We start from the raw sequence: 23,675 nt of genomic DNA on the forward strand, positions 1-23,675 counted from the left end.
TGCAAACTTGTCATTCCTGCAATGTAACCCGGCTGGCATGCTTGCGGCATCCACCCATTTGCCGAGGTGTCCGTCATGCGTCGATCGTTGTGCCTGTTGTCCTTGGTCCTGGCCTTGCCGCTGCAGGCCGAAGAAAAGGTCGTCAACCTCTACAGCTGGGCCGACTACGTCGCCCCGCAAACCCTTCAGCGCTTCGAGCAGGAAACCGGCTACAAAGTGCGCTACGACACCTTCGACACCACCGAGGTGCTGGAGACCAAGCTGCTCACCGGTGGCAGTGGTTACGACGTGGTGGTGCCATCGTCGACCGTACTGGCCCGGGCGCTCAAGGCCAATGCCCTGCAACCGCTCGACCCCCAGGGCATGCCCGGCTACAGCAACCTCGACAAGGACTTGCTGGCCAAGCTCGCCGAGGCCGACCCCGGCAACCGCCATGCCGTGCCGTACACCTGGGGCACGCTGGGCCTTGGGCTGAACGTAGAGGCCGTGCGACAGCGCCTGGGCGATGTGCCGCTGGACAGCCTCGACCTGCTGTTCAAACCCGAATACGCCAGCCGCCTGAAGGACTGTGGCATCGCCATGCCCGACTCGCCGCAAGAGGTGATCGGCGTGGCCCTGAACTACCTGGGCAAGGACCCTTACAGCCAGGACAAAGATGATCTGGCCGCCGCGCAGCAGCTGCTTAGCCAGTTGCAACCCTCGATCAGCTACGTCGCCAATGGCCGGCAGATCAGCGACCTGGCCAACGGTAGCGTGTGCCTGGCGCTGACCTATAACGGCGATGCAGCGATGGCTGCCGACCAGGCGCGCCGCGCCGGCAAGCCGTTCGAGCTGATCTACCGCATCCCACGCGAAGGCACGCTGGTGTGGCAGGACAACCTGGTTATCCCCAAGGACGCCCCGCACCCCGAAGCCGCGCGGGCGTTCATCGCCTTCATGCTCAAGCCCGAGTCGGTGGCTGCGCTGACCAACACGCTGTTCTTCGCCAACGCCAACCAGGCAGCCACGCCGTTGGTGGACGAAGCGGTGCGCAACGATCCGGACATCTACCCGCCTGCCGAGGTGCGCCAGCGGCTGTTTGCCGACCGCAGCATGGCCCTGGCCGACCTGCGCCAGCGTAACCGCCTGTGGACGGCCTTTCGCAGCCGCCAGTAACTGATAACAACCAAGGAGCCCGACCGTGGAGCAAGCCGCAAGCAACGACCAGGCGATGACCCGCGACAGCCTGTACGGCACTGCCGCAGAAAGTACCTATGCCGGCATTACCAGTTTCTCCCGCCGCCGCTACAGCCGCGACTTGCGCGGTGTGGATGTGGTGGTCAGCGGAGTGCCGTTCGATACCGCCACCAGCAACCGCCCAGGGGCGCGTTTCGGCCCACGGGCGATTCGCGCCGCCTCGGTGCAGCAGGCGTGGGTACGGCACTGGCCGTGGGCGTTCGACCCGTTCGACCACCTGGCCGTGATCGACTTTGGCGACTGCGCGTTCGACAGTGGCACGCCGCAGTCGGTGCCGGATAGCATCGAGGCCCACGCCGCCCATATTCTGGACGCGGGCTGCGCCATGCTTACCCTCGGCGGCGACCACTTCATCAGCTACCCGCTGCTCAAGGCCCACGCCCGCCGGCATGGCCCGCTGGCGCTGATCCACTTCGATGCCCACAGCGACACCTGGCCGGACGAGGAGGGCAAGCGTATCGACCATGGCACCATGTTCTGGCATGCCGCCCGCGAGGGCCTGGTAGACCCGGCCTGCTCGGTGCAGATTGGCCTGCGCACCACCAACGACGACAGCCAGGGCTTTGCCGTCCTCGATGCCCGTCAGGTGCACCGGCAGGGCACCGAGGCGGTGATTGCGGCGATTCGCCAGCGCGTGGGTGAGCGGCCGGTGTACCTGACCTTCGATATCGACTGCCTCGACCCGGCCTATGCGCCGGGCACAGGTACACCGGTGTGTGGTGGGTTGACCACGGTGCAGGCGCTGGAGATTCTGGGTGGGCTGCGCGGTATCAACCTTGTGGGCATGGACCTGGTGGAGGTGGCACCGGCTTATGACCATGCCGATATCACGGCGCTGGCGGGGGCGACCCTGGCGATGGAGATGCTGTGCCTGTATGCGGCGCGGCACAAGGTAGACAAAAGCCAGTAAGCAGGGGCGCTGTGGGAGCGGGCTAGGCCCGCGAACACCGGCAAGGCCGGTGCCATGCACCGCGTGGCTGCCTTCGCGGGACAAGCCCGCTCCCACAATGATCAATGCTCGAAAGGGCGCATACTGAAACATCAGGAATCATCTCCGCCCCAATTCACACTTTTGTCTCGAACCCCTCGCGCCTTAGGCTATCAAACCCACCAGGCGCGGCATTTTCGTACAGGAGGTGAAGCATGAACCCGACACTGCCCATCCTGGCCCTCAGCCTGGCCTTGTGCCTGCCTGCGCACGCTGCCCCGCAACAGCCTTTGCAGCTTGCCGCTGGCAACAATAACCCCTACAACAGCCCGATTCAGCGTGCCAATCCCAACAGCCGCCAGGGCAGCATGCCGGCCATGCCCCCTGTGCGCGGCCCGTCCACCGACCCGTACCAGCGCACGCCCAGCCTGGACAACCGCGGCATCGGCAACGGCGACAACCTGCGTCGTCAGCAACAAACCCCGAACCTGGAACCGACCCGGCCACCCCGCGACAACACCCGTGCGCCGTGAGCCCATATGAAAGGAATCCTGCATGACTAAAGCAACCTGGCTAGTCACCTTGACTGCTGCTGCACTCATGCCGTTGTTGGCTCAGGCGGCCGCAGAGCAACAGTTTCACAGCGAAGAAGGCACGTTGACCGTCAGCACCCTGGCCGACGGCCTGCGCAACCCCTGGGCTCTGGCGTTTCTGCCAGGCGGCAAGGACATGCTGGTCACCGAACGCGCCGGCAACCTGCGGGTGGTCAACACTGAAGGCAAGGTCGGCCCGCCGATCAGCGGTGTGCCCAAGGTCTGGGCCGAGGGCCAGGGCGGCCTGCTGGATGTCGTGCTGTCGCCGGCGTTCGACAAGGACCGTACCGTGTACCTGTCTTACGCCGAAGAGGGCAGTGACGGCAAGGCCGGCACCGCCGTCGGCCGTGGCCAGCTGTCCGAAGACCGCGCCCGGCTGGAGAACTTTAGCGTGATCTTCCGCCAGCAGCCCAAGCTGTCGGTGGGCAACCACTTCGGCTCGCGCCTGGTCTTCGACCGTGACGGCTATCTGTTCATCGCCCTGGGTGAGAACAACCAGCGCGCCACTGCCCAGGACCTGGACAAGCTGCAAGGCAAGATCGTGCGCATTTTGCCGGATGGCGAAGTGCCCAAGGACAACCCCTTCGTTGGCAAGGACAACGTGCGGCCGGAGATCTGGTCGTTCGGCCACCGCAACCAGCAGGGCGCCGCGCTGAACCCCTGGACCGGCAAGCTGTGGACCCACGAGCACGGCCCGCGCGGTGGCGACGAAATCAACATCCCCGAACCCGGCAAGAACTACGGCTGGCCGATTGCGACCCATGGCATCAACTATTCGCTGCTGCCGATCCCCGAGGCCAAGGGCAAGCATGTGCAAGGCATGGTCGACCCACACCATGTGTGGGAGAAGTCGCCAGGTATCAGCGGCATGGCGTTCTACGACAGCCCGACATTCAAGGCCTGGGACCATAACTTGTTCATTGGTGCGCTGGCGACACAGGAGCTGATCCGCTTGCAGCTGAAGGGTGACAAGGTCGTGCATGAGGAACGTTTGCTCGGTGACTTGAAGGCGCGTATCCGCGATGTGCGGCTGGGGCCGGATGGCTATATTTATGTGCTGACCGATGACAAGGACGGCGCACTACTCAAGGTGGGCCTGGCCGACTGACGCGGTCCCTGTAGGAGCGGCCTTGCGCCGCGATGGGCCGCAGAGCGGCCCCAACAATCTATGCTGCAATGCTGAAGTCCAGGGGCCGCTGCGCGGCCCATCGCGGCGCAAGGCCGCTTCTACAGGGACCTGTGTAGAATGCGGCCATGGCCATCACTCCCCAATCCCTTTACCAGCAAGCCCTGAGCACTCAGGGCTACGCTGACGACCCTGCCCAGGCCCGCGCCGTCGATGCCTTGCAGGCCTGTTTCCTGGCTGTCGAGCAGGGCCGCCCCACCCAGGGCATCTACCTCTGGGGCCCGGTCGGGCGCGGCAAGACATGGCTGATGGACCAGTTTCACCGCTGCCTGCGGGTACCCAGCCGGCGCCAGCACTTCCATCACTTCATGGCCTGGGTCCACCAGCGCCTGTTTCAGCTCAATGGAACCGCCGACCCGTTGCTGGCGTTGGCCCGGGAACTGGCCGGGCAGATCCGTGTACTGTGTTTTGACGAACTGTTCGTCAACGACATTGGTGACGCGATTATCCTGGGACGTCTTTTCCAGGTGCTGTTCGACCAAGGCGTGGTGATTGTCGCCACGTCCAATCAGCCACCCGAGCAGCTCTACCGCGACGGCTTCAACCGCGAGCGGTTCGTGCCGGCCATCGCCGCGATCCAGCGGCACATGCAGGTACTGCCAGTGGCCGGCGAGCAGGACCACCGCCTGCACCCCGGTGCAGAGCGGCAGCGCTACTGGGTGGCAGCGACAGGGCAGGCCAGCCCGCTGGGCGAGGTGTTCTGCCAGCTCAGCCCGGATCACACGGGTACTGATCAACCCTTGGTTATCGGCTCCAGGCAGGTGCAGGTTGTGCGGCGCAGCGAGCAGGCTATCTGGTGCCGCTTCACCGACCTGTGCGAGCAACCGCTGGCGGCCATGGAATTCATGGCGCTTTGCGACCGTTTTCCGGCCATCCTGATGTCGGGTATTCCGGCGCTGGGCGGTAAACAGCAGGCTGGTCGCATTGCCCGTGGCACTGAAGACGGCGCGGCGCGGGTGGTGGCAGGCGACCGCGAACTGCCGGCGCTGTCGCCCAAGGACGATGCGGTACGCCGTTTCATCGCCCTGGTCGATGAGTGCTACGACCGCCGTGTGGCACTGTACCTCGAGGCCGAGGTGCCGCTGGAAGAGCTGTATACGCAGGGGTATCTGGCATTCCCGTACCAGCGAACCTTGAGCCGGTTGCGGGAGATGCAACTACAGCGGTTTGGCTGAAGTGTGCTGGGGGCCGCTTTGCGGCCCATCGCGACGCAAGGCCGCTCCCACAGGTACGGCGCCGACGCTTAAACCTACGAATTACCTGTGAGAGCGGCCTTGTGCCGCGATAGGGGCGTAAAGCGCCCCCCGTTTCACTTGGCCAGCCACTCGACCAGCGTGCGGTTGAACCGCACGGGTTCTTCGATCTGTGGCGCATGCCCCATGCCTTCAAAAGTGATGAGTTCACCCTTGGGGATCAGCTTGGCCACCTGTGGCCCCAGCACGTCATACTTGCCCAGCTTCGCCTTTACCTCCGGCGGTGCGATGTCGCTGCCAATGGCTGTGGTGTCCTTGTCGCCGATCAGCAGCAAGGTCGGCATCTGCAGACCCTTGAACTCGTGGTACACCGGCTGGGTGAAAATCATGTCGTAGATCAGCGCCGAGTTCCATGCCACCGCTTCATGCCCCGGCCCCTTGTTCAGGCCTACCAGCATCTGTACCCAGCGCTCATACTCCGGCTTCCAGCGCCCGGCGTAGTAGGTCTTGCGTTCATACTCGCGCACCCCTTCGGCACTCAGCTTGAGCTCACGGGCATACCATTGGTCCACCGTACGATAGGGCACGCCCAGGGCTTTCCAGTCTTCCAGGCCAATCGGGTTGACCATGGCCAGGCGCTCGACCTGCTGCGGGTACATCAGCGCATAGCGGGTGGCGAGCATGCCACCTGTGGAATGGCCGAGCACGATGGATTGCCTGATACCCAGCTGTTCGAGCAAGGCATGGGTGTTTTCAGCCAGCTGCTGGAAGCTGTACTGGTAATGCGCTGGTTTGCTGGACGTGCAGAAGCCAACCTGGTCGGGGGCGATGACCCGGTAACCGGCCTTGCTCAGTGCGTCGATGGTGGTTTCCCAGGTGGCGGCGCAGAAGTTCTTGCCGTGCATCAGCACCACGCTGTGGCCGTTGGCCTGGCCTTGTGCGGGGACGTCCATGTAGCCCATCTGCAGGGGCTGGCCCTGGGATTTGAAGTCAAAATGCTTGAGTGGGTGCGGGTAGCTGAAACCTTCGAGCTGGGCGCCATAGGTAGGCGGCTCGGCGGCGATGGCCGGGCTGCCGACAAGGCAGGCCAGGGCCAGGGCGGTTGCGCGCAGCATGGGGGCACTCCGTGTAGGGCCATGTAGGAATAGGCGACTTTAGCAGCCAGGCGTGCGACGGGAACGTGAAAGGTGTTACCAGGCGTGAAACCAGCCCAGGGTAATCATCGTCAGCACCGCATAGCGGCCAGCCTTGGCCAGGGTCACCAGCAGCAGGAAGCGCCAGAACGGCTCTCGCATGATGCCGGCGATCAATGTCAGCGGGTCACCGATCACCGGCATCCAGCTGAGCAGCAACGACCATTGCCCCCAGCGCTGGTACCGCTGCTGCGCGCGCGCCAGTTGGGCAGCGTTGAAGGGGAACCAGCGCTTGTCGCGCAGGTGCTCGACGGCGCGGCCCAGTAGCCAGTTCACGACCGAACCCAGCACATTGCCCAGGGTGGCCACCAGCAGCAGGATTGCCCAAGCCTCGGGCTGGCGCAGCAACAGGCCGACCAGCACGGCCTCCGATTGCAACGGCAGCAGGGTGGCGGCGCCGAAGGCGCTGAGGAACAGCGCCCACAGGCTGAGCATCAGTAACTGGCGACGACGGTGTCCTGGCCATCCTGGGTGACCCCGATGACCTGGTAGGCATCCTTGTGGTCACCCATTTCCATACCGGGCGAGCCCATGGGCATGCCCGGCACGGCCAGGCCCTTGAGGTCGCTGCGCTTGGCCAGCAGGCGCACCTGTTCGGCCGGCACATGGCCTTCGACGAACTTGCCGTCGATCACCCCGGTGTGGCATGAGGCCAGGCGCGGCGCCACGCCCAGGCGCTGCTTGACCGCGCTCATGTTGGGCTCGACATGGTCGTTGACGCTGAAACCGTTGTCACGCAGGTGGCTGATCCAGGCCTTGCAGCAGCCGCAGTTGGGGTCGCGGTAGACGTCGATGGTCTCGGCGGCCTGGGCCAGGCCGGTGATGGCCAGCAGGCCCAGGGTCAGCAAGTGTTTGCGCAGCATGGTGAAGCACTCCTTTAAAAACGCAGGCGGATACCGGCAACCAGGCGGGTCTGGCCCAGGTCTTCGCCGTCTTCGCGGGCCTGGTCGGCACGGGTGCCGTGCAGGCGATTGAAACTGACTCCGACATAGGGGGCGAGGCCACGGGTGATCTCGTAGCGCAGGCGTAGGCCGACCTCGCTGTCGGCCAACCCTGCGCCTTGCTCGCGCCCGGCATCGTCGCGGCCGTAGAGGTTGGCTTCCAGGGTCGGTTCCAGTATCCAGAGGTTGGTCAGCAGCATAGCGTAAGCGGCCTCCAGGCGCAGCGCCGTCTGTTGCCGCTCGCCGGCGTAGGCGGTGGCTTGCAGCTCCAGGCCATACAACGGCGTGCCCTGGATGCCGAAAGCGGCCCAGGCCTGGCCGCTGGCGGGCTTGAAGTCCTGGCGTACGCCAGCCACCAGCTCCCACCACGGGCTCACGGCATGGCCCCACAGCGCTTGCAGTTCGGCCTTGTGCGTCTTGCCCTGCTCGCGCTCGCCTTCCGTGCGAAGCCACAGCCGGTCGATATCGCCGCCGACCCAGGCCGTAGCGTTCCAGTTCAGGGCGTTGCTGCTCTCGAAGTTCTGATATTCGAGCTTGTCGACGATCACGGCCCAGTTCAGCGCCCGGTCGTGCACTTGGTGCCCGGGCAGTGGCGGGAAGGCAGCCCGGCGGTCGGCGTCGGTGATTGCAGCCAAGGGCGTGCGCGGCGGGCTGGGCGTAGCCGGGCCATGGCCCATGCTTGCATGGTTCATTTGGCCATGGTTCATGTGCTCCATGCCGGCGGCCAGCGCGCGTTCACTGGCGAGCAGGGTCAGCAGGGTCACGCCGGCCACAATGCTGCGGTTGCGGGTGTCATTCATCGACGCGTACCTCGCGGAACATGCCGGTCTCCATGTGATAGAGCAGGTGGCAGTGGTAGGCCCAGCGGCCAAGGGCGTCGGCAGTCACCCGGTAGGAGCGTCGGCTGCCGGGCGGGATGTCGACGGTGTGCTTGCGCACCAGAAACTGGCCGTGCTCGTCTTCCAGGTCGCTCCACATGCCATGCAGGTGGATGGGGTGGGTCATCATGGTGTCGTTGACCAGGGTGATGCGCACCCGCTCGCCGTAGGTCAGGCGCAACGGCTCGGCATCGCTGAACTTGACGCCGTCGAACGCCCAGGCGAAACGCTCCATGTGGCCGGTCAGGTGCAGCTCGATGTCGCGCGATGGCGCGCGGCCGTCCGGGTCGGGGTAGGGGCTGCGCAGGTCGGCGTAGGTCAGCACGCGCCGGCCGTTGTTGCGCAAGCCTATGCCGGGGTCTGCCAGGTTGGCGCGCGGTGCCATGGTTTGCATGTCCACCAACGGGTTACCGGTTTCGCTGGCCGAGTGTTGCTGCATCGCCGACATGGCAGCGTGGTTCATACCAGGCAGGTTGCTGTGGTCCATACCCGCCATGTCGGCCATACCGCCGTGGCCCATGTCGTCCATGCTCAGCACCGGGCGCGGATCGGGTGCAAGCACCGGTGCCTGCAGCCCGGCGGCGCGGGCCAGGGTGCCGCGGGCGAAGCCGGTACGGTCCATGCTCTGGGCGAACAGGGTGTAGGCAGGTTGGTCGCCCACGGTCACCAGTACGTCGTAGGTCTCTGCCACGGCAATGCGCAGTTCATCCACGCTCACTGGCGTTACCGGCAAGCCGTCGGCGGCGATCACCGTCAGCGCAAGCCCGGGGATGCGGAAGTCGAAATAGGTCATGGCCGAGGCGTTGATCAGCCGCAGGCGCACGGTGTCGCCCGGCTGGAACAGGCAGGTGAAGTTACCCTCCGGCGGCTGGCCGTTGAGCAGGTAGGTGTAGGTGGCGGCGCTGATATCGGCGAGGTCGGTAGGGCTCATGCGCATGCGCGCCCAGGCCGTGCGCTCGGCAACGGTTGGGCCCCAGCCGTTGTCGGCGACGTCATCGATGAAATCGCCGACCGTGCGCTTGTGATAATTGTACGCGTCGGACTGTTTCTTCAGGGTGGCCATCAGCTGTTCCGGCGCCTGGTCCGACCAGTCGCTGAACAGCAGCACATGGTCGCGCTGGTAGCGGTGCGGTTCGGGTTCGCGTGGCTCGATCACGATGGCCCCGTACACCCCGGCCTGTTCCTGCAGTCCGGAGTGGCTGTGGTACCAGTAGGTACCGCTCTGGCGCAGGGTGAACTGGTACAAGTAGTCGCCGCCGGGTTCGATGCCGGCGAAGCTCAGGCCTGGTACGCCGTCCATGTTGGCGGGCAGGATGATGCCGTGCCAGTGGATCGAGGTGTCCTGCGCCAGGCGGTTGCGCACGCGCAGGGTCACGGTGTCGCCTTCGCGCCAGCGCAGTAACGGGCCGGGCAGGCTGTTGTTGAGGGTGAGCGCAGTGCGCGGGCGGCCGGTGATATTGACCGGGGTCTGGCCGATGAACAGCTCGAAGTGCTGGCCGGCCAGGTCTTGGCCTTCGGCCGCCTGAGCCAACGGGCGCCAAAGCCCCAGGCCCGCCAGCGTGGTGGCGGCGCCCAGGCCTTTGACGAAGGTACGGCGGGTGGGGGTGCGCAACATGGCGTGGCCTCATGCGGGGGAGCCACGATGTTCGCTGCAGGCGCCTGTCAGGTAGCTGAGGCGCACATTACAGCGTTGTCAGCTTGCCGCCTCGTCAGCGCGCAGGTCGCGCATCAGCAGGCCGTAGTCAAGGGCGACCTGCTCCGGGATGGGCAAGTACACCACATGGCCGTCGCCTGGCGCGACGTCGATGGCCTGCTGCTGGCGGTTGCGCAGGCGGTGCAGGTCGAAGTGATAGTTGCCACGCGGCGTCATCAGTTCCAAATGGTCACCCACGGCAAAGCGGTTCTTCACCTTGACCTCGGCCAAGCCATCGACACGTACGCCGGTCAGTTCGCCGACGAACTGCTGGCGCTCCGAGACCGAGTTGCCGCGCTGGTAGTTCTGGTATTCGTCGTGCACGTGGCGGCGCAGAAAGCCTTCGGTGTAGCCGCGTTGCGCGAGGGATTCGAGGTTGCCCATCAAGGCACGGTCGAATGGCCGCCCGGCCACGGCGTCGTCGATCGCCTGGCGGTACGACTGTACTGCACGGGCACAGTAGAAGTGCGACTTGGTGCGGCCTTCAATCTTCAGCGAATGCACGCCCATGGCGGCCAGGCGCTCGACGTGCTGGATGGCGCGCAGGTCCTTGGCATTCATGATGTAGGTACCGTGCTCATCTTCGAAGGCCGGCATTTCGGTGCCGGGGCGGTTGCTTTCCTGCAGCAGGAAAACCTGTTCGGTAGGGGCGCCCAGGCCGAGGGTAGGCTGCACTTCGCGCACGATATCGCCGGTGGCATTCTCGGTGGCCGGGGTGGCGTCGTACTTCCAGCGGCAGGCGTTGGTGCAGGTGCCCTGATTGGCGTCACGCTTGTTGAGGTAGCCCGAGAGCAGGCAACGGCCGGAATAGGCCATGCACAGCGCGCCGTGGACGAACACCTCCAGCTCCATGCCCGGCACCCGCTGACGAATTTCCTCGATCTCTTCCAGGGACAGCTCGCGCGACAGGATCACCCGGCTCAGGCCCAGCTGCTGCCAGAACAGCACGCTGGCCCAGTTGACGGTGTTGGCCTGCACCGACAAATGCACCGGCATCTGCGGGAAGTGCTGGCGCACCAGCATGATCAGGCCTGGATCAGACATGATCAGTGCATCCGGCGCCATGTCGATGACCGGTGCCAGGTCCTTGAGGAAGGTCTTGAGCTTGGCGTTGTGCGGGGCAATGTTGACCACCACGTAGAAGCGCTTGCCCAGGGCATGCGCCTCCTGGATGCCCAGCGCCAGGTTGGCGTGGTCGAATTCGTTGTTGCGCACCCGCAAGCTGTAGCGCGGCTGGCCGGCGTAGACCGCGTCGGCGCCGTAGGCAAAGGCATAGCGCATGGTCTTGAGGGTGCCGGCAGGGGCCAGCAGTTCGGGCTTGGCGGTAGGGTTCATGTGCGTACCGGGGTAAAAAGGCCGGGATGCTAGGAGCGATGAACACGGTGCGTATTGATTTGCGTCAAGTGAGCGCGGCACTTTTGCCTGGGTGCCGTGCACTAATCACTCACAAGCCATGAGAGGAACTGCAATGAACGAAACCGCGCTACAGAACAAAGCCCTGGCAGTACTCCTGGCGTTGGTGACCATTGCCTTCTTCTGGATCCTGCTGCCGTACTACGGCGCAATCTTCTGGGCGGTGATCCTCGGCATCCTGTTCGCCCCTTTGCAGCGCCACCTGCTGATCCGCTTCGGGCGCCGACGCAACCTGGCGGCCGCCACGACCTTGCTGGTGTGCCTGCTGGTGGCTGTTCTGCCAGTGATCATCACCAGCGCGCTGCTGGTGCAGGAGGGGGCGTCGCTGTACCAGCGCATAGAGAGCGGGCAACTGGACATTGCCGGCTTTGTCGAGCATGGCAAGAACATGCTGCCGGCCTGGGCCCAGCATGGCCTGGACAGCGTGGGCATGGGCAACCTCGACGCGCTGCGTGACAAGATCACCAAGTGGGCCACCCAAGGCAGCCAGGTGCTGGCCACTCAGGCGTTCAGCTTTGGTCAGGGCACGTTCGAGTTCGTGGTCAGCTTCGGCATCATGCTGTACCTGCTGTTCTTTTTCCTGCGCGAAGGCGCAGATGTGGCTCGCCGGGTGCGGCTGGCCGTGCCTCTGCCCGAGCACCAGAAGCGTCGTTTGCAACTGAAGTTCAACCGTGTGGTGCGGGCGACGGTGAAAGGCAACGTATTGGTGGCCATTACCCAAGGGGCGCTGGGCGGGTTCATTTTCTGGGTGCTGGATATCCCCAGTGCACTGGTGTGGGCGGTGCTGATGGCGTTTCTGTCGCTGCTGCCGGCGGTGGGTGCGGGCATCGTCTGGGCACCGGTGGCCGCGTATTTCCTGCTGACCGGAGCGATACTGCCGGGAATTATCCTGACCGCGTTCGGAGTGCTGGTGATTGGGCTGGTGGATAACGTGCTGCGGCCGATCCTGGTGGGCAAGGACACGCGCATGCCGGACTACCTGATTCTGGTATCGACGCTGGGTGGGCTGGCAGTCTTCGGGCTCAACGGCTTCGTGATCGGGCCCTTGATCGCGGCGCTGTTCGTGTCCAGCTGGGCGATTTTTGCCGCAACCAAGCCGCAGGTGCAATTGCCACAGTAGGGGTTTACCGCAGCACCCAAGGTTGGGTTCAATGCCGTCACACCCGCCGCGATGGAAACAGCCAGATCGACAAGCCCAGCTACACCTACCAGGCAGTCTACCGCTACTTGCTCGACAGGATCGAAGCAGCGCCCTGCGATGTGGAGCAGCGCTTGCCGTCACTGCGCGAGCTGGCCCAGCGCTTGGGCGTTTCGGTATCCAGTACCAAGTACGCCTATGCACTGCTGGAGGACGAAGGGCGGGTGTATGCGCGCCCCAAGCTGGGCTACTTCAGCCGGCCCCGCGCCCCCGCCATGCGCGGGCAGCATTCACCGAGCCTGCTCGACACGGTGTTCGCCAGCGCCCGTCAGCCGGGCATGCTGGCCCTGGGCAGCGATGCGCCGGCCATGTTGCTGTCGCTGCAGCAGCCGCTACTGATGATTGAGCGCGAACTGGCGCGCCAATACCCGCACGCGTTGGTACCGCTGTTCCAGCCGTTCGGTGAGCCCGAGTTGCGCAGCGTGCTGGCCGACCGCTACACCCGCTCGGCGCAGCATTACTGGAGCGCCGATCAGGTGTTCATTGGCGCGGACCTGCGCAGCATTCTTGAATTGGCGTTACGCGCCCTCGACCTGGAAGGCCAGGTTGCGCTGGTGGAGTCACCCTGCAACTGGGCGGTGCTGAGGCAGTTGCAGGCTGCGCGCATGACCATCATCGAAGTGCCATTGGGTGAGGATGGGCGTTTCAATTTACAGCAGTTGCACCGGCTGCTATGCGATCAGCCGGTGCGCCTGGCAGTGCTGTCGTCAGCGGCCAATGTGCCGCAAGGTGGCGTGATGCCCGCGTCGGACAAGCAGCAGATTTGCCGCTGGCTGGCTGAGCACGCTGTGTGGTTGTTCGAAAACGATGGCTACGGCGATTTGTGTTTCGACGCTTCAGCGCCGCGCTACCGGGACTTCGCCGACCCTGACCGGGTGCTGGTGTTTTCGACCTTCGACAAGCTGATCGGCGCGGAGGCGCCCTTTGGCTACCTGCTTTGCCGGCAGCATAATGAGCGTTTGCAGCAGTTGTGCCTTGAACGCGCCTTTCGTTTGTCGCCGATTCGCCAAAAGGCCATCGCCAGGCTGTTCGTCTCGCGCCGGGTCGAGCGGCACGTACAGCGCTTGCGGCCCTTGCTGCGTGAACGCCTGCAGCAGATGAAGGCGCTGCTGGACGTGTACGGCCAGGGCTGCCTGCGCATCACCGAGCCTCAAGGCGGGGCCTGCCTGTGGTTTCAGGCGGCCCGGCCGGTGGATATGCGCCGGGTCTTCGAGCGGCTGCTGGCACAACGCATCGTCATCGCCCCCGGGGAGCTCTTCAGCCAGTGCGGCCTATGGCGCAGCCACCTGCGGTTGTGCTGCACAGTGGACTGGAGCAAGGACATTGCCCTGGCACTGCAATGCCTGGTCAGGGCTATTCAGGACGAAGCTCAAGCCCCGTAGCAGTGGTGCAAGGCCGGGAACGCCCCATCGCGCACTTCGTCTGCATAGCGTGCGCAGGCCTCGCGGATCACCTGGCCGACGTCGGCATACTGCTTGACGAAGCGTGGCACGTGGTCACCCCCTAGCCCCAGCAGGTCCTCGGTGACCAGCACCTGCCCATCGCAGGCGGGTGAGGCGCCAATGCCAATGGTCGGTTTGTGGCTGGCCTGGGTGATGGCGCGCGCCACGGGCTCGGCCACGCCTTCGAGCAGCAGGCTGAAAGCACCGGCGTGCAGGTTGGCCTGCGCATCGGCCCGCAGCGCTGCAGCGCTGTCAGGGCTAAGCCCTTGGGCCTTGTAGCCGCCCATGGCATTGACGAACTGCGGCATCAGGCCGATGTGCGCCATGATCGGGATACCCCGGGCGACCAGGAATTCGACGGTGCTCGCCAACGCCTGGTTGGCCTCCAGCTTGAGCGCGTCGCAGCCAGTGCTGGCCAATACCTGGGCGCAGTTGCGAAAAGCTTGCTCGTGGGATTCCTGATAGCTGCCAAACGGCATGTCGGCGATTACGCAGGCCAGGCGGGTGCTGTCGACCACGGCGCGAGTATGGGCGATGGTTTCGTCCAGGCGCATGCCCAGGGTGGACGGGCGGCCGTAGCCGACCATGGCCGTGGAATCGCCGACCAGTATGAAGTCGACCAGCGGGTCGATCACCTGGGCGATGGCGCTTGAGTAGGCGGTGAGCGAAACGATCTTCTGCCGGCCTTTCATGGCGACCAGTTGCGGGACGGTAAGGCGGCTGGTGCGGGTGTGTGTGCTCATTGGGGGCTGGGCATCTCAGGACAGGGATGGCCCATTGTCGGGAGCTTGCAGCGGCAACTCAATGTACAGATCCAGGCTGAAAAGCGACCCAGATTACCTGCTTGATTCGGCCGGCTTTGCAGTATTTTGTGGGAGCGGCACTGTGTCGCGATCGGGCCGCAGCGCGGCCCCTCGGATTCAGCAAAAAGGCCTGGATTGCTGGGGCTGCTGCGCAGCCCGGTCGCGACACAAGGCCGCTCCTGCAGGCCTTTCGCACGGCCTCAGAAGGCCTGTGGCATCTCGCCTTTGGCCAGGCGCCGGTTGATGTCGGCGATCACTTCGGGCAGGTCGTTGATGGTGTCGATGAGGTAGTGCGGGCGCGAGCCGGCAAACAGCGCATGGATACGCTGGCGCTCGCTTTCCAGCTGCTCGGCACTCAGTGCCTGGAAGCCTTCCCAGGTCAGCCCCAGCGCGTTGCCCGAGCACACCAGTGCCACGGTCCACATGCCGGCACGGCGGCCTTCGAGAATGCCTGGCACGGTATCGTCGACTTTCACGCAGGCCGCCACATCGTCGATGCCCAGTGCAATCACGTTGGCCAGGGCCTGGGCCGGCCAAGGTCGGCCGTTAGGCGTCTCGTCGGTGGCCACCACGTGGTCGGCCACGTAGCCGTTCTGCGCCGCCAGTTCCACCACCTTGTCCATCACTACCTTCGGATAGCCCGAGCACGAGCCGATCTTCAGGCCGTCCTGGCGCAGCCCGGTGAGGGTGTCCAGCGCACCGGGGATTAGCGCCGAGTGCACGGCGATCTTCTCGATCTGCAGCGGCATGAAGCGGTTGTAGATGGCGGTCACGTCATCGTCGGTCGGCGTGCGGCCGAACACCTTGCGGTAGCGCTCGGCAATTTCCGGCACGTCGCACAGGGTGCGGATGTGGTCCCACTTGCCCATGCCCATCGGCCCTCGGGCCTCTTCGATGGACACCTGCACGTCGAATTCGGCAAAGGCCTCGACAAAAATCTGGGTAGGGGCGAACGAGCCGAAATCGACCACGGTGCCAGCCCAGTCGAGGATGGCAGCTTGCAGTTGTGTAGGGTTGCTGTAGTTCATGTGCGCAAATTCCTGAATTCAGGTGGGCAAAGGGTCAGATGTCCAGTACTTCCATTTCCCGCAGCACTTCGGCCACGGCATTTACGGCGGCCTGCATGCCATCGGCACCGACCACGCCGATGCAGCCGACGCGGAAGGTTTCGACCTGGGTCAGCTTGCCCGGGTAGAGAATGAAGCCCTTGGCCTTGACCCGTTCGTAAAAGTCCTTGAACTGGTAGCGGGCGTCGTTCGGTGCGTGGAAAGTGACGATGATCGGCGCCTGGATATCGGCCGGCAGGAAGCTGCGCAGGCCAATGGCGGCCATGCCGTCGAGCAGGGTCTTGCAGTTGTCGGCATAGCGTTGGTGGCGCGCAGGCAGGCCGCCTTCTTCGTTGTATTGCTGCAGCGCCTCGTGCAGGGCCGCGACCACGTGCGTGGGCGGGGTGAAGCGCCACTGGCCGGTCTTGGCCATGTAGGCGTGCTGGTCGTAAAGGTCCATGGCCAGCGAGTGGGCATTGCCTTCGGCGGCGGCCAGGGCGGCTTTTTCGGCGAAGACGAAGCCCATGCCAGGTACGCCTTCCAGGCACTTGCCGGAGGCGGCGATCAGCGCTTCGAAGGGGATTTCGCGGGCATCGATCGGCAGCGCGCCGAATGAACTCATGGCATCGATGATCAGGCGCTTGCCGTGGCGTTTGATCACCTGGGCGATCTCGGGCAGCGGGTTGAGGATACCGGTACTGGTTTCGCAGTGGATCAATGCCACGTGGGTGACGGCGGGGTCGGCAGCCAGCAGGCGGTCGACATCGGCAGCCGTGGTCGGCTGGTCTTCGGCGGTTTCGAAGGTGCTGTAGCTGCGGCCCAGCACTTTGCAGATCTTCGCCAGGCGCTGGCCATAAGCGCCATTGATCAGCACCAGGACCTTGCCATCGCGTGGCACCAGGGTGCCGATGGCCGCTTCCACGGCGAAGGTGCCGCTGCCTTGCAGGGGCACGCAGTGGTGGCTGGCGCTGCCGTCGATGATCGCCAGCAGTTGCTCGCAGACGCTGGCAGTCAGCTGGTTGAAGTCGCGGTCCCAGGAGCCCCAGTCCACCAGCATGGCTTGGCGGGTGCGGATTGATGTGGTCAAGGGACCTGGGGTCAGCAGAATCGGGGCGTTGCTCATTCCGTTATTCCTCGCAAGCGGTGGGCTGAAACTACGAGGCCTAGGTTGCAATTCGCGCTGCCATCAATCAAATTGTTTGTTGTTATCCCAGCTATAAGTCAGACCGATAAATATGAACCTGTTTCAGCTACGTGCGTTCGATGCAGTGGCCCGTGAGGGCAGCTTTACGCGAGCCGCCGAGCGCCTGTTCATCAGCCAGCCGGCAGTGACCGGGCACGTCAAGGCGCTGGAGGAGCACTACCAGATCACCTTGCTGAGGCGCACCGCGCGGCGCGTTGAGTTGACCGAAGAGGGTACGCGACTGGCGGCCATCACCCGGGCCATGTTCGGCTTGGCGGAAGAGGCGCAGGCCATGCTGGAAGCCAACCGGCAGTTGCTGACCGGGCGCCTGGAGGTGGCCGCCGATGGCCCGCACCGGGTCATGCCCATGCTGGCGCAGTTACGTCAGCGCTACCCCGGTATCACGGTCAATTTGCGGCTGGGTAACGCTCAAGAGACGCTGGCGGCCCTGTTGTCCGAGCATGCCGACGTGGCGGTACTGACTGAGATCGAGCCACGCAAGGGCCTGTATCTTCAGAACCTGTGCGAATCCCGTTTGTGCGCGCTGTTGCCGGCAGGGCACGCCTGGGCGGGCGGCGAAGGTGACCTGGCCCTGACCGGGCTGCACCAGCAGATCATGGTGCTGCGCGAACCCAGCTCCACTACCCGGCGCACCTTCGACAAGGCCTGCGCTACAGCCGGCGTGCAGCCGAGGGTGCAGCTGGAGCTGGACAGCCGTGAGGCGGTCACCGAGGCAGTGGCATCGCAGCTGGGCATCGGGGTGGTGTCGTCTACGGAAGTGGCGAACGACCCCCGGGTGGTGGCGCGACCGCTAGGCGGGCAGGGTCTGGTCAACCAGCACATGGTTGGCTGCCTGGAGCGGCGCCGTGAGTTACGCTTGATCCAGGCATTCCTGGGCCTGGCGGCCAGCCTTTGAGCCGGGCCGAGATGGCGGTATGACTGATGGACTGCAGATGAGCGAGAAAGACACCATTTCCATGCAACTGGTGCGTGAGGCCTTGTTGCAGACCTGCCCGGCGGGTGAGCCGGATGCCGCGTTGCTGGCCCGTGCCGGTATCGACGCCGGGCAGTTGCAGGCCCCGGATGCACGGGTCAGCGCCGAGGCCTATGCCCGGCTCTGGCGGTTGCTGGCACGGCGTTGCAACGACGAGTTCTTTGCCATGGACCCGCGTGGCCTGCGCAGCGGCAGCCTGGCGTTTCTGTGCCGGGCGAGCATGGCCCAGCCAACCTTGGGCGAGGGCCTGGAAACCGCGCTGGCGTTTCTTTCGCTGATGCTCGAGGACCTGCAGCCGAGCCTGGTGCGTCAGCAGGGCCTGGCCGAGATTGTCATCAATGAGCCGCGTGACCTGCCACGGCGCCCGTTCACCTACTTCACCTTCTGGATGATCGTGCATGGCGTGGCCTGCTGGCTGGCCGGGCGACGCATCGCCATCCTGGCCATTGAGCTGCGCTGTGCCGAGCCGCCGTACTGTGACGATTACCGGGTGATGTTTTCGCAGAACCTGCAGTTCGAGCGGCCGCGCACCCGCATGATCATCAGTGCCGATTGCCTTGACGTGCCACTGCGTCGTAGCCCCGAGGACCTGCAGCGTTTTCTGGCCGAGGCGCCCGGCAACATCCTGGTCAAGTACCGTGATCCGGCCAGCCTCGCGCGGCGTATCCGCGCCGACTTGCTGCAACTGGACCCGTCCCGTTGGCCGGATGCCGACGCCCTGGCACGACATTTGTGCCTGTCTCCGTCAACCTTGCGTCGTCGGTTGGCGGAGGAAGGGCAGAGCTACCAGGTACTCAAGGACAGTGTCCGGCGCGAACTTGCCATTGCCTGGTTGAGCCGGGAAGAGGTGGCCATGGGTGAGATTGTCGAGCGTCTGGGGTTTGCCGACAGCAGTTCGTTCTACAAGGCATTTCGCAAGTGGTTCGGCTGCAACCCTGGGCATTACCGTGCGCTGATCCAGGCCCGGGGAGCGGTAGGCTGTATTGAGGCTCCCGCTGCCACTGGCGGTGGGTGAAGGCAGGGAGTCGATCGTTGCCCATCAAGGGCATTGATGATGCAAGCGGTGGCGGGTCGTGGGCACGGTCGTATTTCCTCGTGCCTTGGGCAGTGCGAGTTGGCGAGCATGCCAGCCCCAACCCTTCGCTCCCGGCACATCCATGACTTCCAGCACTTCGAACGCCATCATCAGCCATGAACAAGCAACTGATGATTTCATCGCAGCCAGGCTTCCCGACTGGCTAAAGCGGGCCAGCCAGGCTCAGATCGGCGCCCTGCGCGCCAGCCTCAACGCCCATCACGCCAGCCAGGCCCGTCTGCGCGGGCTTACGCTGACCCTTGAGCCTCTGCAGGTGTTCGCTGAAAAGCACCTGCTGGGCGTGCTGGTCAAGCCACTGCCCACAGGCATGACCCTCGCAGCACTGGAATGGCTGCAGGTATCACCGCGTTTCGGCACGATGCCCGGCACTCTTCAGCAGACGTACCACTACTCGGCGACCCGCCAGGATGGCTTGCTGAGGCTGATGGGCAACTTCGGCCCTGACGAATCGTTTTACCAGGGCACCGGGCTGGTATCTCCTGGCCGGGACGCCGTGTTGACCGGCACGCCCGAGCAACTGGTTGCGACATGCCGGGCGCTGGATGTGGGCCAGCTTTACCAGGCCGAGCTGCAGCGCACGTTCAACGCGACCACCGAAGGCATCCTTGCGCAGGACAAACGTTCGGGTCTGGCACTGGCTGCGCAGGTTGCGACGCTCAAGGGCGATATCGACGAGCAGGTGCAGCAGGCCTTGACCAAGATGGTTGAGGGTGGGGGTGCCCATGCCGACACGGGCCTGCATGCCTACCCCGGCTTGCTGGAGGTGTTGGGCCAGCGTGTTGCTGACGGGCTGTTCATTCGTTTGCGAGACAGTGTGGGCCAGGACCGAGGTGTGGTCCTCTACCTGCCCAGCGATCCCGTGCAGGCGCTGCGCCGCTTCGACTCCACACAGGCCATGAACACTGCGATGGTTGCAGCATTGCAAGAGAAGGCCTACCGGGATTACTTCATGCAGCTGATCAGCCTGCGACATCGCGCGAGCATCGCAGGCAGGCTGCATGCACGCCTGGAGGATGCCCAGCCCGATCTGGCGTTGGAGGGCGCGACTGAGTCTGGGGACTTGTTCGCTGCGCTGGCCGCGCAACAGTTGCAAAGGGTCAAGGACGACGCCCGGCTGTTACTGGTCCCTACTGCGGACGCTGACGCGGCTGCCGCCCGCGCTCGTCATGCGGCCTGGCATGGCGCAGGGCTCGATTTGCTCAACCTGGCGGGGCTTTTCATCCCTGTGGTAGGCGCGCTACTGCTTGGCCAACTGGTGGCGCAGACACTTGGCGAGGTATTCGAGGGCGTCAAGGACTGGACCCGTGGGCACCAGCACGAAGCCCTCGAGCATATGCTGGGGGTTGCCGAAACGGTGGCTGCGACGGCGTTGACCGCAGCCAGTGTGAGTTTTCTGCGAAGTACCTTTGTCGATGGCTTGCAGCCTGTGAACGTGGGGGGGCGGCGCGGCCTGCTGTGCTCCGATGACATCACAGCCTATGAGTCCAACCCAGGCACCATCGCCCTGCGTGATGATGGGCTTTATGGTGACGAGAGCAGGCGCTGGATGCGCCGGGGTCAGCGTTATTATGAAGTTCAGCGCAGTGAGCCTGAAGCCCCGTACCGCCTGCGTCACCCTGGTGCAAGCAACGGTTACGGGCCGCTGGTTTTGCACAACGGCGAACGCGGCTGGCGCCTGCTGCGCGATCAACCGCAACGCTGGAACGACGTGCGCAGCATGCTCGATAGCCTGTGGCCGCAGCATCCCGCCATTGATGCACAGCAGGCGGCGCAAGTGCTGCGGGTTGCCGGTGTGGATACCGAGGAGTTGCGGGGCGTGCTGGTAGAAAACCGGCCGGCGCCAGTAAACCTGCGTGAGACTTTGCGGCGCTTCGAAGCCCATGCGCGTATCGAGTCGTTCTTTACTCGTCTGGCCAGCTACTCGCTGGCCACACAGGACAGTGCGTTGCTGGAGTGGTGTCAGGCCCAGTCTGCCAGTACCGACAGCGATACCCTGCTGCGTCAGCGAGCTGCCCTGCAGGGGCCTCTTCTGGAGCACCTGAGCACGCCACCCGCTGCCGACGACAGGCTGCTGACCTTGGTAAAACGTGATTTCGCCGGTTTGCCGGAAGCCTACGCACAGGCGCTGGTCGCGCAGGCCAGTGAAGGCGACCGGTTGCTGACGACGTCAAGCGGGCGTGTGACGCTGGGCCTCGCGGAAAAGGCCCGCTCCCTGCTTCGCCTGGCCAGACTGAACCGTACGCTGGAGGGGCTTTACCTGCCCGGCAGCTACTGCAACGAAACCGGTCAACTGGCTTTCGCCCTGCTTCAGGGCGAGCTGGCAAGCCGCGCAGGTGTGCCTCCCGAAACGCTCAGCCTGGAGCTGCGCGACAGTGCACCGGACGGGCGTTTGCTAAAGGCCATAGGCACCGCTGTCGACCCCCTTGTGCGCAGGATAGTGGTGCATAAAGACGGATGCTTCCATCTTTATGATGGCCTGGGGCGTGGGCTGCCGTTCGGCGCAGGTGACCCGGCAAGCCTTTACGAAACGCTTGCAGCGGTGTTGGCGCCTGAGCATTGCGCGGCGCTTGGCATGGCTCACGGCGATGTTGGGTCACAGCTACGCCAGCGTCTGCTTGCCCGGCTTCCTGCTACGCACCAGGGGGTTGCCGAACTCTTGCAATGGCCGACACAGGTGCAATGGTTGAACCCTGGACGACGCTTGCCAGATGGCCGGGTTGGCTATCTGCTCAATGGCCGCACCGGGGCCGACAGCCGTTCATTTGCTGCGCGGGTTCGGGAGCGTTTGCGCCAGCTTTATCCAGGGTTGGATGAGGTGCAGCTGGACCAGGAGCAGGCGCTTCTTGCCAATGGGCCGCGGCCGGTCTATGAGCGCCTCGTAGAGCTGGAAGATGACCATGACCAGTTGATTCGCCACCTCAACCGCTGGTGCAGCGCAGAACTGAACGAGGGGCGCCAGATACTTCGCCGGCAGGTCGTCGGCGCCATTCTGCGGGCTTGGCGCTTGCAGGGACACTGGATATACAACGATGCGGGCACACCGACAGGTCAGCGCCTGTCGCTGAGTGGCCTGCAGCTCAGCAGTTTGCCGGAGCTGCCGCCTGTCATTGACTTCCACCGTGTAACCAGCCTGCGGTTGTACGAGTCGGCGGTCGATGTGGTGCCAGTGAACTTCTTGCGCCCGTTTACCACGCTGAGCGAGTTGGACATGAGTTTCAACCGGCTGCGCAACATTCCGCTCGGGATCGCTCACCTGCCGCAACTCCAGCGCTTGCGCCTGGCGCATAACCAGATCCGTCTCGACGCGCAGGCGGTCGAGGTCTTGCAGGCACTGCCTGGCTTGTCCCATCTTGACTTGAGCTACAACCGGCTGGAACACCTCTACCTGAACCTCAACCATTTTTCGGCAATGACTCACTTGAACCTGCGGCACTGCCGGCTGGCGACCTGGCCCGACCACATCGAGCTGTGCGGCCTTTTGGTGCGCTGTGACCTGAGCGACAATCAGCTACGGGAACTACCGGAGGCGGTGTTGGCCATGCCTCATGCCTGGCGCCGGGCGCTTGTCGTCGACCGTAACCCCCTGACAGGGGTCCAGTTGCAACGGTTGTTCGCGCTGGATCCCATCGAGGAACACGGACATTTGCCAGAGTCGATGGCCCGTGTCGACTTGCTTCATGCACGCGCCTTGTGGCTGCAGCATGTCGCCGATAACGACCGAATGGCGTGCGCAGCGCTGTGGGACGGCCTGTTGGCCGACCCGGACAGCGTAGGCTTTTTCCGTATTTTAGCGTGGCTGGAGCATACGGCTGATTATGACCCGGCAGCCACCGGAGGCGGCCGGGAAGCACTTGCGCGTGAAGTATGGGCCGCGCTGCGGGCCATGGAGGGCAGTCCGGGGTTGCGGATACGGGTTTTTGAAGAGTGCAATCAGCCTGTTTCCTGCTCGGACATGGTCATCGATCGTTTCAGTCACGTGAATATTCGGGTCTTGCTGGCCCAGGCTGAAACCGATGCGCTAGACCTGACGAAACGGGGACAGTTGATGGCATTCGGCCGGCAGCTGTTTCGGCTTGATCAGGTTTGGCAGGAGGCCAGCCGAGCGATATTGCGCCAGGGCGGCGCGGGTGAACAGGTGGGGCGCTCGGCCTTGTCACTGGCATACCGTGTACGCCTGCGCGAACGTCTGGGTTTGCCCGGTCAGCCGCGGGCGATGCGCTACCCGGACTCTGCCGGGTTGAGCGACCAGCACGTCAATAGTGTTGCCGCAGCTGTCCTCGCCAGTGAAGACTTCGAGGCGCTGACTCAAAGCCTGGCGAGTCGCCTGTTCTGGCAAACCTGCCTTCGTGAGCAGCACCGGGCGCTGTTCGAGGCACTCAGAGCCGACTATCTGCAGCGCAGGGCGGACTTGCGCATTGTGCAGCCACCCATTGCGGCCGAACAACTGCGTTCTCAGCTTGCTGATCTGGATGAGCAGGAACTGCGCGATACACAGCGATTGCTGACAGGGCTGACCGAGTCTTACCTGCACAGCCTGGGCCGGGGTGCCAGCTGACCTGCAAGGCGGCCAAACCAGTCATCCAGATTGACAGCTTTGGCCATTGCCGCGGGGCTTGAGCGGCGCGAACATCGTCGGACCGATGGTTAACACCAAAAACA

The 23,675-nt window shown here is 64.4% G+C and carries 19 protein-coding genes; 10 read left to right on the forward strand and 9 right to left on the reverse strand.

Annotated features, from left to right (window positions below; translation table 11 throughout):
• Nucleotides 1–75 precede the first annotated feature (75 nt).
• The 5 genes from OZ911_RS09180 to zapE all read left to right on the forward strand — a co-directional run bounded on the left by OZ911_RS09180 (nt 76) and on the right by zapE (nt 5,118).
• A complete protein-coding gene (locus OZ911_RS09180) occupies nt 76–1,155 on the forward strand; it encodes a polyamine ABC transporter substrate-binding protein (protein ID WP_016485799.1) in 1,080 nt (359 codons plus the stop codon).
• 25 nt (nt 1,156–1,180) lie between these two features.
• The gene (gene speB / locus OZ911_RS09185) at nt 1,181–2,146 is read left to right on the forward strand and encodes an agmatinase (protein ID WP_023047137.1); all 966 of its coding nucleotides are present in this window, start codon (nt 1,181–1,183) and stop codon (nt 2,144–2,146) included.
• A gap of 233 nt (nt 2,147–2,379) precedes the next feature.
• Nucleotides 2,380–2,697: a hypothetical protein gene (locus OZ911_RS09190; protein WP_023047136.1), complete on the forward strand. Its 318-nt coding sequence runs from the start codon at nt 2,380–2,382 to the stop codon at nt 2,695–2,697.
• Between the two features lie 22 nt (nt 2,698–2,719).
• A complete protein-coding gene (locus OZ911_RS09195) occupies nt 2,720–3,865 on the forward strand; it encodes a PQQ-dependent sugar dehydrogenase (protein ID WP_016485802.1) in 1,146 nt (381 codons plus the stop codon).
• Nucleotides 3,866–4,011: 146 nt separating this feature from the next.
• Entirely contained in the window at nt 4,012–5,118 is a 1,107-nt protein-coding gene (gene zapE, locus OZ911_RS09200) for a cell division protein ZapE (RefSeq protein ID WP_023047135.1), read from the forward strand.
• A gap of 134 nt (nt 5,119–5,252) precedes the next feature.
• Here the strand turns inward: zapE and OZ911_RS09205 are convergent, their stop codons facing one another.
• The 6 genes from OZ911_RS09205 to trhP form a co-directional block, all read right to left on the reverse strand.
• The gene (locus OZ911_RS09205) at nt 5,253–6,251 is read right to left on the reverse strand and encodes an alpha/beta fold hydrolase (RefSeq protein ID WP_023047134.1); all 999 of its coding nucleotides are present in this window, start codon (nt 6,249–6,251) and stop codon (nt 5,253–5,255) included.
• Between the two features lie 75 nt (nt 6,252–6,326).
• The gene (locus tag OZ911_RS09210) at nt 6,327–6,764 is read right to left on the reverse strand and encodes a YqaA family protein (protein WP_016485805.1); all 438 of its coding nucleotides are present in this window, start codon (nt 6,762–6,764) and stop codon (nt 6,327–6,329) included.
• A complete protein-coding gene (locus OZ911_RS09215) occupies nt 6,764–7,192 on the reverse strand; it encodes a DUF411 domain-containing protein (protein ID WP_023047133.1) in 429 nt (142 codons plus the stop codon). Before OZ911_RS09215 ends, OZ911_RS09210 begins: the two co-directional genes overlap by 1 nt.
• 14 nt (nt 7,193–7,206) lie before the next feature.
• Entirely contained in the window at nt 7,207–8,070 is an 864-nt protein-coding gene (locus OZ911_RS09220; protein ID WP_023047132.1) for a copper resistance protein B, read from the reverse strand.
• Complete coding sequence (locus OZ911_RS09225; RefSeq protein WP_023047131.1) at nt 8,063–9,763, reverse strand: copper resistance system multicopper oxidase; 1,701 nt, start codon at nt 9,761–9,763, stop codon at nt 8,063–8,065. The genes OZ911_RS09220 and OZ911_RS09225 overlap by 8 nt, the downstream gene beginning before the upstream one ends.
• A 78-nt stretch (nt 9,764–9,841) precedes the next feature.
• The gene (gene trhP / locus OZ911_RS09230; RefSeq protein ID WP_070086435.1) at nt 9,842–11,176 is read right to left on the reverse strand and encodes a prephenate-dependent tRNA uridine(34) hydroxylase TrhP; all 1,335 of its coding nucleotides are present in this window, start codon (nt 11,174–11,176) and stop codon (nt 9,842–9,844) included.
• Nucleotides 11,177–11,309: 133 nt separating this feature from the next.
• Between trhP and OZ911_RS09235 the strand changes: the two genes are divergently transcribed.
• Both OZ911_RS09235 and OZ911_RS09240 read left to right on the forward strand, forming a co-directional pair.
• Nucleotides 11,310–12,374, forward strand: a complete 1,065-nt coding sequence (locus tag OZ911_RS09235; RefSeq protein ID WP_016485810.1) for an AI-2E family transporter — start codon at nt 11,310–11,312, stop codon at nt 12,372–12,374.
• 107 nt (nt 12,375–12,481) lie between these two features.
• On the forward strand, nt 12,482–13,834 hold the full coding sequence (locus OZ911_RS09240; protein WP_219735841.1) for an aminotransferase-like domain-containing protein: 1,353 nt from the start codon (nt 12,482–12,484) through the stop codon (nt 13,832–13,834).
• Here OZ911_RS09240 and panB read toward each other — a convergent pair.
• From panB to OZ911_RS09255, 3 genes are all read right to left on the reverse strand, one after another.
• Nucleotides 13,822–14,637 carry a 3-methyl-2-oxobutanoate hydroxymethyltransferase gene (gene panB, locus OZ911_RS09245; RefSeq protein WP_070086434.1) on the reverse strand — a complete coding sequence of 272 codons (816 nt, stop codon included), beginning with the start codon at nt 14,635–14,637 and terminating at the stop codon, nt 13,822–13,824. The two genes, OZ911_RS09240 and panB, sit on opposite strands and share 13 nt — an antisense overlap.
• Before the next feature lie 260 nt (nt 14,638–14,897).
• Nucleotides 14,898–15,725 carry a phosphonoacetaldehyde hydrolase gene (phnX, locus tag OZ911_RS09250; RefSeq protein ID WP_016485813.1) on the reverse strand — a complete coding sequence of 276 codons (828 nt, stop codon included), beginning with the start codon at nt 15,723–15,725 and terminating at the stop codon, nt 14,898–14,900.
• 34 nt (nt 15,726–15,759) lie between these two features.
• Complete coding sequence (locus OZ911_RS09255; RefSeq protein WP_023048908.1) at nt 15,760–16,866, reverse strand: 2-aminoethylphosphonate--pyruvate transaminase; 1,107 nt, start codon at nt 16,864–16,866, stop codon at nt 15,760–15,762.
• Nucleotides 16,867–16,978: 112 nt separating this feature from the next.
• Between OZ911_RS09255 and OZ911_RS09260 the strand changes: the two genes are divergently transcribed.
• From OZ911_RS09260 to OZ911_RS09270, 3 genes are all read left to right on the forward strand, one after another.
• Nucleotides 16,979–17,842: a LysR substrate-binding domain-containing protein gene (locus OZ911_RS09260; RefSeq protein WP_016485815.1), complete on the forward strand. Its 864-nt coding sequence runs from the start codon at nt 16,979–16,981 to the stop codon at nt 17,840–17,842.
• Nucleotides 17,843–17,879: 37 nt separating this feature from the next.
• Nucleotides 17,880–18,935 (forward strand): AraC family transcriptional regulator, encoded by a 1,056-nt coding sequence (locus OZ911_RS09265; protein WP_023048909.1) that lies wholly within the window; start codon nt 17,880–17,882, stop codon nt 18,933–18,935.
• A 142-nt stretch (nt 18,936–19,077) separates the two neighbouring features.
• Nucleotides 19,078–23,571 (forward strand): NEL-type E3 ubiquitin ligase domain-containing protein, encoded by a 4,494-nt coding sequence (locus OZ911_RS09270; protein ID WP_070086433.1) that lies wholly within the window; start codon nt 19,078–19,080, stop codon nt 23,569–23,571.
• The last annotated feature ends 104 nt before the right edge of the window (nt 23,572–23,675 follow it).

This window comes from Pseudomonas fortuita (genome assembly GCF_026898135.2).
GTDB classification, from domain to species: domain Bacteria; phylum Pseudomonadota; class Gammaproteobacteria; order Pseudomonadales; family Pseudomonadaceae; genus Aquipseudomonas; species Aquipseudomonas fortuita.

What these genes read in the sequence shown, in the direction of transcription:
- OZ911_RS09180 (WP_016485799.1), top strand. Translation starts at nt 76, where the DNA reads ATGCGTCGATCGTTGTGCCTGTTGTCCTTGGTCCTGGCCTTGCCGCTG.
- OZ911_RS09190 (WP_023047136.1), top strand. Translation starts at nt 2,380, where the DNA reads ATGAACCCGACACTGCCCATCCTGGCCCTCAGCCTGGCCTTGTGCCTG.
- OZ911_RS09195 (WP_016485802.1), top strand. Translation starts at nt 2,720, where the DNA reads ATGACTAAAGCAACCTGGCTAGTCACCTTGACTGCTGCTGCACTCATG.
- zapE (WP_023047135.1), top strand. Translation starts at nt 4,012, where the DNA reads ATGGCCATCACTCCCCAATCCCTTTACCAGCAAGCCCTGAGCACTCAG.
- OZ911_RS09205 (WP_023047134.1), bottom strand. Translation starts at nt 6,251, where the DNA reads ATGCTGCGCGCAACCGCCCTGGCCCTGGCCTGCCTTGTCGGCAGCCCG.
- OZ911_RS09210 (WP_016485805.1), bottom strand. Translation starts at nt 6,764, where the DNA reads ATGCTCAGCCTGTGGGCGCTGTTCCTCAGCGCCTTCGGCGCCGCCACC.
- OZ911_RS09215 (WP_023047133.1), bottom strand. Translation starts at nt 7,192, where the DNA reads ATGCTGCGCAAACACTTGCTGACCCTGGGCCTGCTGGCCATCACCGGC.
- OZ911_RS09220 (WP_023047132.1), bottom strand. Translation starts at nt 8,070, where the DNA reads ATGAATGACACCCGCAACCGCAGCATTGTGGCCGGCGTGACCCTGCTG.
- OZ911_RS09225 (WP_023047131.1), bottom strand. Translation starts at nt 9,763, where the DNA reads ATGTTGCGCACCCCCACCCGCCGTACCTTCGTCAAAGGCCTGGGCGCC.
- trhP (WP_070086435.1), bottom strand. Translation starts at nt 11,176, where the DNA reads ATGAACCCTACCGCCAAGCCCGAACTGCTGGCCCCTGCCGGCACCCTC.
- OZ911_RS09235 (WP_016485810.1), top strand. Translation starts at nt 11,310, where the DNA reads ATGAACGAAACCGCGCTACAGAACAAAGCCCTGGCAGTACTCCTGGCG.
- panB (WP_070086434.1), bottom strand. Translation starts at nt 14,637, where the DNA reads ATGAGCACACACACCCGCACCAGCCGCCTTACCGTCCCGCAACTGGTC.
- phnX (WP_016485813.1), bottom strand. Translation starts at nt 15,725, where the DNA reads ATGAACTACAGCAACCCTACACAACTGCAAGCTGCCATCCTCGACTGG.
- OZ911_RS09255 (WP_023048908.1), bottom strand. Translation starts at nt 16,866, where the DNA reads ATGAGCAACGCCCCGATTCTGCTGACCCCAGGTCCCTTGACCACATCA.
- OZ911_RS09260 (WP_016485815.1), top strand. Translation starts at nt 16,979, where the DNA reads ATGAACCTGTTTCAGCTACGTGCGTTCGATGCAGTGGCCCGTGAGGGC.
- OZ911_RS09265 (WP_023048909.1), top strand. Translation starts at nt 17,880, where the DNA reads ATGAGCGAGAAAGACACCATTTCCATGCAACTGGTGCGTGAGGCCTTG.
- OZ911_RS09270 (WP_070086433.1), top strand. Translation starts at nt 19,078, where the DNA reads ATGACTTCCAGCACTTCGAACGCCATCATCAGCCATGAACAAGCAACT.